The organism is Pseudomonas sp. QD4, from assembly GCF_049199125.1.
Classification (GTDB): domain Bacteria; phylum Pseudomonadota; class Gammaproteobacteria; order Pseudomonadales; family Pseudomonadaceae; genus Aquipseudomonas.
In genome coordinates this window covers 202,563-215,961 of the sequence record NZ_JBLZOM010000007.1, presented here as the reverse complement: position 1 = coordinate 215,961, position 13,399 = coordinate 202,563, and the positions used below count along the sequence as shown (strand labels likewise).

The following is a 13,399-nucleotide window of genomic DNA, read 5'->3' as shown; positions in this document are numbered from 1 at the left end:
TCCTCGCGCACCCCGCTGCGTGAGGACTTTTTTACATGGCGTGCACAACAATAAAAACGATCGGTTGGTCATGGCGCTTGTCGAACCGCCTGGCTGCCACGGTCAATCCACTAGGAGGTGCCATGAGTAGCAATAGCGACATGATTACCTGGGGCATGATGCTGCGCAAAATCCCCTCGATCACCCGGGCCATTCCTCGGCTCGTCAGGGGAGTCAAAGCGTCCAAGCTCAAGGTCGATCAGCCCTGCGGCCTGGGTTGGGCCTTCGAACAGGCGGTTGCGCGCAACCCTCAGGGACCGGCGCTGCTCTACAAGGACAATCGTTTCAGTTATGAACAGGTCAACCAGTGGGCCAACCGTTTCGCCCATTACTTGCTTGCCCGTGGCCTGAAAAAAGGCGACGTGGTCGGCATCTTTATTGAAAACCGCCCGGAATTGCTGGTCAGCGTGCTGGCCGTCAGCAAGATCGGCGGTATCTGCGCCATGCTCAACACCTCGCAGACCAAAAATGTCCTGATCCACAGTTTGAACCTGGTCAATCCCTCGGCGATTATCGTCGGCGAAGAGTTGGTGCCATCCTTTGACGCGGTGCGTAACGACATCGCCATCGATGAGCTGAGCACGTTCTTCCTGGCTGACACCGATACCACTCGCGATGCGGGCATCGCGCCCGAGGGTTACGTCAACCTGACCCGCGTCAGCGAAGAGCATTCCACCGCCAATCCGGCGAGCACCCAGCAGGTCTATTTCGACGACGCTTGCTTCTACATTTACACCTCCGGCACCACCGGTTTGCCCAAGGCTGGAGTGTTCAAGCACGGGCGCTGGATGAAAGCCTACGGCAGCTTCGGCATGATCGCCCTGGATATGCGCCCCGATGACATCGTTTATTGCACCTTGCCGCTCTATCACGGCACCGGGCTGTGCGTGAGCTGGGGCTCGGCATTGGCCGGCGCCTCGGGTTTCGCCATCCGCCGCAAATTCAGCGCCAGTCAGTTCTGGGATGACGCGCGCAAATTCAAGGCCACCACCATTTGCTACGTCGGTGAATTGTGTCGTTACCTGATCGACCAGCCTCCCGCGCGCAACGATGGCGACAACCCGGTGGTGAAAATGATTGGCAACGGCCTGCGCCCAGGCGTGTGGATCGACTTCAAGACTCGCTTCAACATCGAGCGGGTCTGCGAGTTGTATGCCGCCAGTGACGGCAACATCGGCTTTACCAACATCCTTAATTTCGACAACACCATCGGCTTTGCTCTCAACACCTGGTCGCTGGTGGAGTACGAACACGACACCGGTGAGCCGCGGCGCGGCGCGAACGGTTTCATGCAGAAAGTCGGCAAGGGTGGCCAAGGCTTGTTGCTGGCCAAGATCGACGACAACGCCCCGTTCGACGGTTACACCGATCCGGAGAAGAACAAAAAAGTAGTGCTGTACGACGTTTTCGAAAAGGGTGATCGCTACTTCAACAGCGGCGACTTGATTCGCGATATCGGCTTTGGCCACGCTCAATTCGTCGACCGCCTGGGGGACACTTACCGCTGGAAGGGCGAAAACGTCTCCACCACCGAAGTCGAAAACATCATGGTGCAACACCCCCACATCGCCGAAGCCGTGGCCTACGGTGTGGAAATCAAAAACACCAACGGTCGCGCCGGGATGGCCGCCATCACCCCAACGGCCCCGCTGGAGCAACTGGACTTTTGCGACTTGCTGCGCTTCGTCAAAAGCCAGATGCCTCACTACGCGGTCCCGATGTTCCTGCGTATCAAGACCTGCATGGAAACCACCGGCACGTTCAAATACCAGAAAACCAAGCTAAAGACCGAAGCCTTCGACCCCAGCCAAACCGGCGAAGACCCGGTCTACGCCTGGCTACCGGGCACCGAAACCTACGTGCGCGTGACCGAGCAGGTGCTGCAGGACATTCATGGCGGCAAGTTCCGTTATTGAAGAGCAACTGCGCGAGGGTTAAACCACAAGGCCGGCATCACTAAGTAATGCTGCTCACTTAAGCGGAGCAGCATTGCTGGATGCCTGGGCAGGAAGGCGGTAGATTCAGCCCCCAAAGGATGAAACACACCTGTGGAGTGGATTTTGCGCAAACTGATTGTTGTGCTTGTGCTCGGTTTTTCGTGCAGTTTTCCCGCCATTGCGGGTGATGGCAGGGCGGTCGAAGTCTCGGCCTTTGGAGCGATTGTTTCATCGAGCCTTGCTGTGACTCTTTCCCCCGTGACGCTGACCGAAGACAGTCAAGAAAGTAGTCGGAATAGTTCAAACAGAGGCGACCGAAAGATAGTTGCCGCTCGCAATGATGCTGCAGCTTTCGTCGCGAGTGATGGCGTTATTAGAGGCGCAAACCTGGAGGCGGCATTCGAGGTTTTACGGACTCAGAATGCGATGGGTACAGTCAGCGACATCGAGCTGGCTGAAGCCGTTCTGGTTTACCAATTGCGCTAGAAGAATGGAGTTTCGATGACGGGTAGCCGACCCGCCGCTGCGCTTTTTCGTCTCACGCACCCCAGGTGTGTGGTTCGCTAGTGCGAGCTGTGCAGTGTCGAGCCGCGCCCGGTATGCGTCGTGGTCAGCGATGTTTGAATACGCTTCCGTTGGTGCGCTGCCCGGTGATCGTCATGTCATCCATTTCCCACACTTCGGTGCGGTTTCTGAATACTTGCCGACGGGCCCCTTTCTCTTCTAATACCTGCGCTGCCATCTGGCCGGCCATTCCCTCTGGATCGACCATGGTGGTTACGACGCGCTTAAAAGCGCGAGTTTGGTAAAAAATTTGCTAGTGTTTATCCGCGTGATAACCAGACGGTTTTCAAGAGCATTACCTTTAAAAAAGGGTGCGGATATCCATGACCAATGCGACGCCAGCCATCAAGCTCAGCACACTCAGGCAAATTGCCCCCTATCTGAGTATGCGCGGGGTGTCGCCACTGGAGTTCTTTCGGCGCTTTGGTATTTCCCCGCATGTTTTTCAAAACCCTGAAGCTTGGGTATCGCGAGCGGCCTGCTTTCATATCGCCAATGAAATGGCTGCCGTCGCACAGGACCCCTTCGGCGGAGCGATGATTGGGCACCTGACCGATGTGCGCTCAACCGGCATGTGGGGCGAGTTGATATTGGGCTCGACCAACCTCGCTCAGGCGTGTGCAGCGGCGGCGGTCCATACGAACCTGGTGCATCAGGGAAGCGAAGTAAAAATTGTCACCGAAGGCCGCACGGCGAAACTGATCCAACATTTTACCGGGCACCACGGGGCTGATCCGAAGCAGGTCATTTTCGGCACTCTGGCGGTGCTTAGAAAAGTGCCGCTCATGTCCGGCGCGCCTGGCGCTATACGGGTGTATCTAAAAAACTCGAGAGAGCGAGGCGACGAGGCGCTTGAAGAGTACCTGGGCCCGAACCTGGTCATGAACGCTGAGTACAACATGATCGAATTTGATCGTGAGTTACTCGAGATTCCCCTGCAACCTGTTCGAGATGTTGCCTGGAAAACCACCCAAGCCTTGAAGTCGACGGCTGACACCGCTGACGTGCTCGTCCAGCAGATCGCGAATCAGGAACTTTCCAAACTTGTCACTGTTTCAAGAAAGATTGGACTGTCTGCTCGAACCCTTCAGCGGCGCCTCGAATATTGCGGCATCGACTTCGACGCTTTACGTGACGAGACCCGTCGCAGTGAAGCCCAGCAGTTGATTGCCTGCGGCAGATACAGCGCAACCGAAATTGCCTACATGGTCGGCTACAGCGATCCAGCGCACTTTACGCGCGCCTTCAAGCGTTGGACGGGAAGCCCGCCGTCTCACTATCGCGCCCTCTTGAAACAAGACCAGAACATCCTCGTTTAACCCCTCTCCCAAAAAATTGGCCTCTTTGCGCGGCGGCCTTCTCGTACGCGCTCGCATTGCTTTTGGCACCAAATGGCAAGTTTGCGCCAAGGCGTTCTTATACAGTCAAAAAATCAACGCCAACTAATAAAATCAAGGGGTTCAAATGTCCCATTCATCCACGGCCAGCATCTTTGCCATGGCGCTGGTCGCTGCTGGAAGTGCTAACGCTCAGTCATCGCCAGAGGCGGCGATACCGGTGGGTGTCGATAACTTTATCCGTGCCGAGTCCGACCTCTACTTGGGGAAAATAGTGGCGAGTGGCAGTTTGGGCCGGTTTGTTCACAGCCGCGAAGCGGTACCCATCGACGCCCAGAATGTGGTCCGGATGAATCGGGACACACTCTATTCGTCAGCCGTGTTCGATCTCGATGCAGGCCCCGTCACCATCACCTTGCCAGAGTCTGGCGGGCGGTTCATATCGATGGCGATTATCAATGAAGATCACTACGTGCCCTTCGTTACGTACGGCGCCGGGAGTCGGACACTGACCAAAGAGGCCGTCGGTACACGCTATGTATTTGTTGCTGTGCGCACGTTCTTCGATCCCGCAGATCGCCAAGACCTTGAACAGGTACATGCACTGCAGGATGCAATCACGGTCAGCCAGGCCAGGGTGGGGGAGTTTGTAGTACCTAAGTGGGACCAGGCGAGCCAGACAAAGGTGCGTGAGGCCCTGGAGGTCCTGGGTTCGACGATTCCTGACTACAACCAATCCTTTGGCCCCAAGGGCACGGTCAATCCAATCCATCACTTGATCGGCACAGCAACGGGGTGGGGTGGGAACCCAGCCAAGGACGCTATCTACCTCGGTGGCGTGATGCCTGAGAACGATGGGAAAACCGTTTACCGGCTCACAGTTGGAGATGTACCGGTCAAGAGCTTTTGGTCGGTCAGTGTTTATAACGCCGACGGTTATTTCCAGAAGAACCCCTTTGACGCCTATTCGTTGAACAACCTCACCGCCAAAAAAAGTGCGGACGGCTCGATTGTTATCCAGTTCGGCGGTTGCGACGCGAGTATCGCTAATTGCCTGCCTACCCCACCTGGCTGGAACTACACCGTCAGGCTTTATCAGCCGAGCGAACAAATACTGAATGGCCAATGGCGCTTCCCGAAGCCGCAGCCCGTCGCGCTCTAATTCATAACGCCTGACGTTTATAACTCGGCATAAACGCCCATCAATACGTGTTGTTTACACCAAAGGAAGGAAACGATGACCACCACCGGCGGTTCAAACTTTTTCAAGTATCAAGCGACGCTCATGATAAGTGCGACCCTTGCGTTTTCGACGGTGTTGCCTGTTCACGCAGACGATTCAGGTGAGCCCTCCGTGACCGTGGGTGGCGGACTCGCCGTTGGCCCGCTGTATGAAGGTTCCTCACACTACGCCTCGTTCCCGTCACTGAAACTCAAAGCGGTTTTGCCGACTGAAAACTGGGGCAAGTTCACCGCAGCCTTCCCGGACGGACTGCGCTGGGACTTGCCGGGGTTGTCGCCTTTCGGCATCGCCCTGTTGCTGGGTTACGACCAGGGACGCAAGGAAAGAATCCACACTCTGGGCGGTCGTGATGACTACCTGAAGGGCATGGGCAACCTGGACAGCACCGCTCTTGTTGGAGCGGAAGCGTATTGGGTTCTGTCGGCCGGTCGTCTGTTTGTTCGTGGCCTGCAAGCCAGCCAGAGCCGCGACTACGGTGGCGAGAGCCTGGGGCGTACCGCGTTTCTGGAAGCCGGTTTCGCCACTGCATACGCGCTGTCTTCAACATTGACCCTGGACTCGACGCTGTACGGCACCTGGAGCAATGAGAAAGACATGATGGCGCGCTTCGGCGTCACCGCCCAACAAGCTGCGCGCACCGGCTTCGACGAGTACCACCCGGGTGGCGGCATGCGTGACGTGACCTTAAAGCTGGGCCTCACGTGGCAATGGCAACCACAGTTGGCACTGGAAGGCGGCATCAAGACCTACGCGCTGGTCTCTGATGCCCGCAACAGCCCGCTGACGGGTGAAAACGTGGGCGCAGGCGCCTATCTGAATGCCCTTTACCGGTTTTGATAAGGGAACACTCGATGAAAACAGTACATAAGCAGTTGGGGCTGGCCAGCCTGCTCTGGTCGGGACTGGTGCTTGCCGATGCCGCGGCCACAAAGGTTACGGACCCTCACTTCAAGCTGGCCCCGGGTTATCTGAACTCGGCAGACTTGCCGCTGCGCCTGGCGTTGCTGGGCGCCCCACCTAAGCCCGACTCTGCGGCGCTTGCACGGGATGAGGAGGCTCGGCGAGCAGCAGTGTCACTACGCGGTACGGCGCGGGAAAAACTCGCCGCGGCGGATGCAGAGCTGTCATTCCCGGGCCCGGCCAACGCATTCTCCTGCGCGATGGGCACCCCGATCAGCGAGAAAAGTACACCGCATCTCTACACCCTGATGCAGCGCACCCTGACCGATGCGGGAGGCTCCACCTATGCCGGGAAGAATGCCTACAACCGCACCCGCCCCTTCGTGGCACACAACGAAGGAACCTGTCGCAAAGACATGGAACCGCTGTTGCGCACGGATGGTTCCTGGCCTTCCGGCCACTCCGCCGCCGGTTGGGCCTGGGGCCTGTTGCTGGCCGAGATTCAACCTGAACGTGCAACCGAGTTGATGACCCGCGGGTTGTCATTCGGCCAGAGCCGAATCATCTGCAACGCACACTGGCAGAGCGACGTCGATGCAGGCCGCATCATGGGCGCTGCGACGGTAGCAAGCTTGCATAGCAATCCGGCGTTCCTGGCGGATCTGGCGGCCGCGAAGGAAGAGGTCAAGGCCGCGCAAAAAGCCGGTTTGAAGCCTGCAGAGGACTGTGCGGCCGAGGGCGTGGCGCTCTCGCTGACTCAGCACTGATTGGGGGAAGCACCATCATGTACCGTGACAACCCTCCCTCGGCTCTGCTGCGAAAGCACGCACGTCTGGCCCTACTGGCTAGCGCCTGTATCTGCGTCGGGCCCGCCATGGCGGCAGACAACGATGACTGGACGTTCAACGGCGGACCTTATGTATGGGGCGCAGGCATTCGTGGACACGTGGGTCATAGCAGCACTGGAACCCAATTCATAAAATCCGATTTTTCCGATATCGCCAAGACGGTCGATATGTCGGTGATGCTGATGGGGGAGGCGCGTCGGGGCCCCTACAGCGTGCTCGCCGACCTGATGTACATCGACACCGACACCCGCAACCGCTTGCCCGGGGGCGCCAAACTTGAGGTGCAAAGCAAGACCGCCTCCGGGTTCCTGGGTGGCGGCTACACAGTGTTGGGCGATGAAACCCGTCGACTGGAAGTCGCCGGTGGCGTACGCGTCTGGTACAGCGGTACCACCCTCAGCTTCCATGGTGGACCGCTGGGTGGCTTATCGGGCTCTGATAATGCGACCTGGGCAGACGCCATGGCGGGCCTGCGTGGGCACTATGCCGTGAACGATCGATTCTGGTTGTCGTCCTGGGGGATGGCGGGCGCCGGGCAGTCTCGGGAAGACTGGGATCTGGCAGCGCTGGCAGGCTGGGAATTTTTGCCCGGCTTTTCGGCGGTGGTCGGTTACCGGGCGATGGGGGTGAATTATCGCCATGATGGCTTCGTCTACGACATCGTCCAGAAGGGGCCTTTGCTGGGTATCAGTGGGCGCTTCTGAAGCCTTATATCGTTTTGATTTCACTCGAAAGGACTGTCGCGGAGACCCGGCATATGGTTCAAGAATTCAACCACCACCGTGAATGGATGGCAGCGCTTGATAAGTACGAGAAACTGCTGATTGAAAATCCCAGTCTCCGCTGGGAAGAGTTGCCGGGCGATCAGCACACCCGTATGGCACTCGGACTGTACAAGCTCAAGTGTTTCGCCGGGCGGATGCTCGAAGGCGATACGGCAATCTGGGCCAGACTGGAAGCCATGGACCAGGTTCGGCTCCATTTGATTAGCGAGCATCACTGGACCCTGCATGACGTGCGGCAGATACAGGACGAAGAGGATTTTGTGTTCCTGCTTCATGATGAATTGGAACAGATGAAGTTGACCAAGCAAGAGGCTGAACCTGTTCGCCAGTGGACGGATCATCTTGGGACACGGGCGGAGTACCAGCAGCACTACCGGGATTGCGCGTCATAGTGGGGCTCGATATTGCAACTCGCGCCAGTAGCAAGCCTTGCGCGTATACCCGGCAGCCCAGCTTTCGCGGGTAGCGTCACTCTGCCAGCCAATAATTGGCTCGTGTGCGCCAGCGACTCAACGAAGCGGCTCAAGTCTTCAGTGACCACTGTGGGTTTGCGCTGCAGGAGTGTTGAGGAATAGGCGCTGGGCATCGGCAACCAGGCATAGCTCTACGAGGATAACGCCACAGACTCGATGGACTGTTTAGCTTGGGCGATGCTGAGCCCACTCGGCAAGCTCGCGCCATTCTTGGCCGCAAGGATCTCGGCCATCACGCTGACGGCGATTTCTGCAGGCGTCTTACTGCCAATGTAGAGGCCGATTGGCCCGTGCAGGCGTTCAAGCGACGCCTCGGTCTCACCAAAATGCTCGATCAGGCGTTCGCGGCGCAGCTGGCTGTTGCGCCGCGAGCCGATGGCGCCGATGTAGAATGCCGGGCCGTGGAGGGCTTCGAGCAGGGCCAGATCATCGAGTTTGGGGTCATGGCTCAACGCGACGATGCAGGTGCGCAGATCCACCGCGAAGTCCCGTACCACGTCATCCGGCATGCCAACGATGCGTTCCACGCCGTCTACCGCCCAGGTCTCGATGTACTCGGGACGCGGATCGCACACCGCCACCTTGAAACCATTGAACAACGCCATGGTGGCCAGATACTCGGCCAGCGCACCGGCACCGATCATGAGCATCCGATAGCCTGGCCCCAGGGTATTGAGCATCTGCGAATCATCGAAGCTGAATTGCTCCGGCGTCGCGGTCGACTCAAGTGCGACCTGACCGGTCGCCAGCGCCAGGCGACGGCGAACCAGTTGACCGGCGTCCAGTTGCACCAGCAACGCGTCAAGAGACTGCCACGACGGGTTGAACTCAAGGATCAGTTCAAGCGTGCCACCACAGGGCAAGCCAAAGCGATGCGCCTCATCGGCGCTGACGCCATAACGCACCACTTGCGGCGCGCTGTCGCGAAAAGCGTTGCCGCCATGGGCCGTGGTATAGCGATGGATCAGATCGTCTTCGATGCAGCCACCTGACACGCTGCCCACCACGCGACCGTCGTCACGCAAGGCCATCATCGACCCCGTCGGGCGTGGCGAAGAACCCCAGGTGCGCGCCACCGTGGCGAGCAACACACGCTCGCCGGCGGCTAGCCAGCCCCGCGCGGTGCGCAGAACCAGCAAGTCGATGCTTTCCATCAAAATCTCCTCTTAGCGCATGTGCAGGATGATCGGGCTGCTGCTGGCCGGGTCGGTGTGTTCACGCAGTTTGCCCACCGTCTGCGCATCAACCGCACTGCCCTGATTGCCCCAGGTGCTGCGCATGAAGGTCAGCACTTCGGCGATCTGCTGATCCGACAACTGCTCACGGAAGGCCGGCATGCGATAAGCGTCCGGCACGCCGGCAGCCACCACACGTTGCGAACCATTCAGGGTGATGTTGATCGCTGAAGCGCTCTCCTTGGCCAGTGCAGAGGTGGCGCCCGCCAGCGGCGGCATCCATTCAGGTTGTCCCTTGCCGTCCAGGCCGTGGCACGAAGCACAGCGCGTCTCGTAGGTGTGGGTGCCAGGGGCATTCAGACGCGTCGCTGCCGAGGCCTCTTGATACTGCCAAGGCTGCCCGTCGCGCTGGCGGTCGCCGGGCAATGACTTGAGATAGCGGGCAATGGCCGTCAGGTCGTCATCGGTCATGAATTGCGTGGAGTTGTTGAAGGCTTCGGTCATCGAGCCGTAGACCACCGCGTGTTTGTTGCGACCGGTCTTGAGGAATTGCACGATCTCCGGCTCGCTCCAGCGGCCCAGGCCAGTATTGTGATCATCCCGCAGGCTCGGCGCGTACCAGCCATCAAGCAAGGCACCCGCGAGGAACGGCGTGCCGGATTCATCCAGTGCCTTCTCGTTGAACGCCAGGCCACGCGGGGTATGGCAACTGCCGCAGTGCGCTGCGCCTTGAACGAGGTAAGCGCCACGGTTCCACACGTCATCCTGCGACGGTTTGGCCACATAAGGCTCGGCGTCGACAAACACCCCGTTCCACAGTGCAATCGGCCAACGCAGGTTCAGCGGAAACGGAATCGCACTCGGGATGTTCGCCTGTTTCACCGGCGCCACGCCTTTCATGAAGAACGCATACAGCGCACGCACGTCATCGTCACTGAGCTTGGCGTAGGACGGGTAGGGCATCGCCGGATACAGACGGCGACTCTCGGGCGCCACGCCGTGGCGCACGGCCCGGTCAAAGTCCGCCAGGCTGTAGTGGCCAATGCCGGTTTCCGTGTCCGGGGTGACATTGGTCGCATGGATCGCGCCCAGCGGCGTGGCCATTTCCAGTCCGCCAGCGAATGGTGCACCGCCCGGCACGCTGTGGCAGGCCACGCAATCGCTGAGTCTGGCGACGTATTCGCCGCGGGCGACCAGTGCCGGGTCGATGTCGGCCACGGCGATCGGATGGTTTTCAAGGCGCGAGACAGGCTCGCGGGTGACGTACCAGGTCAGCAGGCCTGCCGCGACCAGGCACGGCACCGCCAGCCAGCCAGCGGTTCTTGCGAATCGACTGTTGTTCATGAACGCTCCGGCGCTGATCAGGTGAAGGTGTGTCGGCTCATGGGCAGGCTGCGCACCCGCTGGCCGGTTAGCCTTGCCACCGCATTGGCGACGGCGGGCGCCACGGCGGGCAACGGCGGTTCGCCGATACCGCCCATTTTTTCCCCGCTCTCGACCACACGCACGTGTACCCGAGCCATCCGCGCAGGCGGCAGGATCGGATACAAATCGTAATTGCGCGCCCGGGGTTTGCCATCAATCCACACTGACTCCTCCACCAGCGTCTGGGACAGTCCCAGCGCCACGGCGCCATTGACCTGAGCGTCGACAATCGCCGGATTGACGATGCTGCCCGGGTCAATCGCCTGCCAGATGTCGTGCACCTTGACCTGGCCGTTCTCGATGGACACCTCGGCGATCACCGCCGTCTCTGTACCGAACGGCGAAGCCATGGCCACGCCGCGCGCACGTCGGCTGCCATCCTCGGCAGTAAACGGCCCGCGTTTCCAGCCGCCCGACAGCTCACCCACCGCCTGCAGCAACGTGGTCAGCCGTGTGTTGTCGCGCAGCAAATGCAGGCGCAGGTCGAACGGGTCCTTGCCACCCTTGTCGGCCAGTTCATCAAGGAACGATTCATAGAAGAAGTCGTTGAGGGAATTGCCCACCGAACGCCAGTAACCGAGCATGGCCGGACCTTTGACGTAGATCTGTGCGATGCGCTTGTTGGGGACCGCATAGGACTTGCCCGACAACCCTTCAAGCGCCGTCGGATCAAGCTTTTCACCTTGCTTGCCAGCGAGGGCTTCGGTCGGGCCTTCGGTGGCACTGATCGCTTCGATTGCCAGCGGCCAGCCGTCGCTGTCCAGCGCAGCGCGGAAATTCACTGCGGCAACGGGACGGAGCACATCACGCAGGAACTCTTCCTCGCGACTCCAAATCAGTTTGACCGGACGGCCAACCGCCTTGGACAGCGCGATCGCCTGAGGGTAGGGACTGGCCGAGTCGTAGAGAAAATGCCGGCCGAAGAACCCGCCCAGCAGCGGCGAATGCAAGGTGATGCGCGACGGATCCAGGCCCGTGCGTTTGGCGATGTCGGCACGGAACATGTCCGGCGCCTGATTCGGCAACCAGACTTCCAGCGAGCCGTCCGGATTGAATCGGGCCAGTGCAGAAGGCGGTTCCAGTTGGCCGTGGTTCAAGTATTGGTTGTGGTAAGTGGCGTCGACCCGGGTCTTGGTCCCCTTGAGAATCGACGCCACGTCGCCTTCATTTTCATCATCTTTGGCGGGGCCTTTATCTTCAGCGAGGCGCTTGAACCAGGCATCGCTGGAAAAGTCGGCGGGCATCGGCCGCACGTTGCTGTCGGCCGTTGGCTCCTGCCAGTCGACCTGGATCGCCTCGACGGCACGTTTGGCGTGCCACCAACGCTCGGCGACCACCGCCACGGCGCCCGGCAGACGGTGCACGGAATGCACGCCTTTCATGGCCTTGACCTGGTCTTCGTTGCGCAGGTTGCCCACCGTCATTCCCAGGCGCGGGGCATGTTGCACGGCAGCATGCAGCATGCCGTCGACCTTCAGATCGATGGTGTAAAGCGCCTTGCCCGTGGACTTGTCGTAAGCATCGATGCGCTTCACCGGTTTGCCGATCCAGCGGAACGTGCTCGGATCACGCAGTTGCACGGAGGCCGGATCGGGAACCGGCAGATCCATCGCGCGTTCGGCCAGTTCACCGTAGGCCAGCGAGCGCCCCGACTTGGCATGCACGACTTTGCCTGGCTCGGTGCTCAACTCGTGCACTGACACCCCAAGCTGCTGCGCGCCCGCCTGCAGCAGCATGGCGCGGGCAAGGGCACCGAGGCGGCGCATGACCGGGTAACTCATGCGCACCGACATGCTGCCGCCGGTGATGCGCATGCCGTTCTCCATCACCACATAGGCCTCGCCGGGCGGGGCGGCTTCCACCAGAAAGGTCGCCGGGTCGGCATCCAGTTCTTCACCGACGATCTGCGCCATTGCGGTGAATGTACCTTGTCCGCCTTCCATGAACGGGCAGAGCAAGCGCACGCGGTTGTCCGGGCGGATCTCGAGAAACGCCGGGACCTGCGTGCCGCGCTCGGCCGTCGCCGCCGTTGCTGCTGCAGCTTGCACGCGAGTCGCGCCAAGTGGCAGACCGAAACCGAGGACCAGTGCACCGACGGCGGTACCGGTCAGAAAACGTCTGCGCGAAACATTGATCGGTTCGTGCAGGTCCAGTGCCGAGGCGTGCTGTGAAGGGTCGATATGAACGTTCATCACGCGTCTCCCTTGGCGGCAAGTTCATGCACGGCGGCATGAATGGCGTTGTAAGTGCCGCAGCGGCACAGGTTGACCATCGCCGCCTCGATCTGCGCATCACTGGGTTTGGGGTTGTGTTTGAGCAGCGCGGTGGCGGCCATGACTTGCCCGGACTGGCAGTAGCCACACTGGGCGACCTGCAGATCGACCCAGGTCGAGACCACCCGCTTGCCCACTTCATCGGCTTCGATGGCCTCAATGGTGGTGACCTCGCGGCCGACCACGCCAGCCACCGGCGTGACGCAGGAGCGCACGACGTTGCCGTCCACCAGCACCGAGCAGGCGCCGCATTGCGCCAGTCCACAGCCGTACTTGGTCCCGGTCATGCCCAAGTCATCGCGGATCACCCACAGCAAGGGCGTATCGGCGTCGGCATCGACCTGATAGGTCTTCTGGTTGATTCGAAGTTCCATGGTTCACCCGCTTGATCATCGGTTGA

Annotated in this window: 13 protein-coding genes; 8 read left to right on the top strand and 5 right to left on the bottom strand. The window is 60.0% G+C overall.

Features of this window, described 5'->3' with window-relative positions; translation table 11 throughout:
• Positions 1-122 precede the first annotated feature (122 nt).
• Positions 123-1,955: a long-chain-acyl-CoA synthetase gene (locus tag ACOZJV_RS30115; RefSeq protein WP_201131548.1), complete on the top strand. Its 1,833-nt coding sequence runs from the start codon at positions 123-125 to the stop codon at positions 1,953-1,955.
• A 144-nt stretch (positions 1,956-2,099) separates the two neighbouring features.
• Entirely contained in the window at positions 2,100-2,462 is a 363-nt protein-coding gene (locus tag ACOZJV_RS30110; RefSeq protein ID WP_421549183.1) for a DUF2388 domain-containing protein, read from the top strand.
• A 124-nt stretch (positions 2,463-2,586) separates the two neighbouring features.
• Here ACOZJV_RS30110 and ACOZJV_RS30105 read toward each other — a convergent pair whose 3' ends face one another.
• Positions 2,587-2,748 (bottom strand): hypothetical protein, encoded by a 162-nt coding sequence (locus tag ACOZJV_RS30105; RefSeq protein WP_421549182.1) that lies wholly within the window; start codon positions 2,746-2,748, stop codon positions 2,587-2,589.
• A 115-nt stretch (positions 2,749-2,863) separates the two neighbouring features.
• Here ACOZJV_RS30105 and ACOZJV_RS30100 point away from each other — a divergent pair, with 115 nt between their 5' ends.
• The 6 genes from ACOZJV_RS30100 to ACOZJV_RS30075 all read left to right on the top strand — a co-directional run bounded on the left by ACOZJV_RS30100 (position 2,864) and on the right by ACOZJV_RS30075 (position 8,045).
• A complete protein-coding gene (locus ACOZJV_RS30100; protein WP_421549181.1) occupies positions 2,864-3,859 on the top strand; it encodes a helix-turn-helix domain-containing protein in 996 nt (331 codons plus the stop codon).
• Between the two features lie 145 nt (positions 3,860-4,004).
• On the top strand, positions 4,005-5,039 hold the full coding sequence (locus tag ACOZJV_RS30095; RefSeq protein ID WP_421549180.1) for a DUF1254 domain-containing protein: 1,035 nt from the start codon (positions 4,005-4,007) through the stop codon (positions 5,037-5,039).
• Between the two features lie 75 nt (positions 5,040-5,114).
• The gene (locus ACOZJV_RS30090; RefSeq protein ID WP_421549179.1) at positions 5,115-5,957 is read left to right on the top strand and encodes a MipA/OmpV family protein; all 843 of its coding nucleotides are present in this window, start codon (positions 5,115-5,117) and stop codon (positions 5,955-5,957) included.
• A gap of 14 nt (positions 5,958-5,971) precedes the next feature.
• Positions 5,972-6,787, top strand: a complete 816-nt coding sequence (locus ACOZJV_RS30085) for an acid phosphatase (protein WP_421549178.1) — start codon at positions 5,972-5,974, stop codon at positions 6,785-6,787.
• A 14-nt stretch (positions 6,788-6,801) separates the two neighbouring features.
• Positions 6,802-7,572 (top strand): hypothetical protein, encoded by a 771-nt coding sequence (locus ACOZJV_RS30080; protein WP_078468643.1) that lies wholly within the window; start codon positions 6,802-6,804, stop codon positions 7,570-7,572.
• Positions 7,573-7,625: 53 nt separating this feature from the next.
• The gene (locus ACOZJV_RS30075) at positions 7,626-8,045 is read left to right on the top strand and encodes a hypothetical protein (protein ID WP_078468644.1); all 420 of its coding nucleotides are present in this window, start codon (positions 7,626-7,628) and stop codon (positions 8,043-8,045) included.
• A 212-nt stretch (positions 8,046-8,257) separates the two neighbouring features.
• Here ACOZJV_RS30075 and ACOZJV_RS30070 read toward each other — a convergent pair whose 3' ends face one another.
• Genes ACOZJV_RS30070 through ACOZJV_RS30055 form a run of 4 tightly spaced genes read right to left on the bottom strand, consistent with a single transcriptional unit; the run spans position 8,258 to position 13,373 of the window.
• Entirely contained in the window at positions 8,258-9,280 is a 1,023-nt protein-coding gene (locus ACOZJV_RS30070; RefSeq protein WP_421549177.1) for an XdhC family protein, read from the bottom strand.
• Between the two features lie 12 nt (positions 9,281-9,292).
• A complete protein-coding gene (locus tag ACOZJV_RS30065) occupies positions 9,293-10,645 on the bottom strand; it encodes a c-type cytochrome (RefSeq protein ID WP_421549176.1) in 1,353 nt (450 codons plus the stop codon).
• Between the two features lie 17 nt (positions 10,646-10,662).
• Complete coding sequence (locus ACOZJV_RS30060) at positions 10,663-12,918, bottom strand: molybdopterin cofactor-binding domain-containing protein (RefSeq protein ID WP_421549175.1); 2,256 nt, start codon at positions 12,916-12,918, stop codon at positions 10,663-10,665.
• On the bottom strand, positions 12,918-13,373 hold the full coding sequence (locus tag ACOZJV_RS30055) for a (2Fe-2S)-binding protein (RefSeq protein WP_201131540.1): 456 nt from the start codon (positions 13,371-13,373) through the stop codon (positions 12,918-12,920). The genes ACOZJV_RS30060 and ACOZJV_RS30055 overlap by 1 nt, the downstream gene beginning before the upstream one ends.
• Positions 13,374-13,399 lie beyond the last annotated feature (26 nt).

Coding starts and splice junctions, on each gene's coding strand:
- ACOZJV_RS30115 (WP_201131548.1), top strand. CDS start 123: ATGAGTAGCAATAGCGACATGATTACCTGGGGCATGATGCTGCGCAAA.
- ACOZJV_RS30105 (WP_421549182.1), bottom strand. CDS start 2,748: ATGGTCGATCCAGAGGGAATGGCCGGCCAGATGGCAGCGCAGGTATTA.
- ACOZJV_RS30100 (WP_421549181.1), top strand. CDS start 2,864: ATGACCAATGCGACGCCAGCCATCAAGCTCAGCACACTCAGGCAAATT.
- ACOZJV_RS30095 (WP_421549180.1), top strand. CDS start 4,005: ATGTCCCATTCATCCACGGCCAGCATCTTTGCCATGGCGCTGGTCGCT.
- ACOZJV_RS30090 (WP_421549179.1), top strand. CDS start 5,115: ATGACCACCACCGGCGGTTCAAACTTTTTCAAGTATCAAGCGACGCTC.
- ACOZJV_RS30085 (WP_421549178.1), top strand. CDS start 5,972: ATGAAAACAGTACATAAGCAGTTGGGGCTGGCCAGCCTGCTCTGGTCG.
- ACOZJV_RS30075 (WP_078468644.1), top strand. CDS start 7,626: ATGGTTCAAGAATTCAACCACCACCGTGAATGGATGGCAGCGCTTGAT.
- ACOZJV_RS30070 (WP_421549177.1), bottom strand. CDS start 9,280: ATGGAAAGCATCGACTTGCTGGTTCTGCGCACCGCGCGGGGCTGGCTA.
- ACOZJV_RS30065 (WP_421549176.1), bottom strand. CDS start 10,645: ATGAACAACAGTCGATTCGCAAGAACCGCTGGCTGGCTGGCGGTGCCG.
- ACOZJV_RS30060 (WP_421549175.1), bottom strand. CDS start 12,918: ATGAACGTTCATATCGACCCTTCACAGCACGCCTCGGCACTGGACCTG.
- ACOZJV_RS30055 (WP_201131540.1), bottom strand. CDS start 13,373: ATGGAACTTCGAATCAACCAGAAGACCTATCAGGTCGATGCCGACGCC.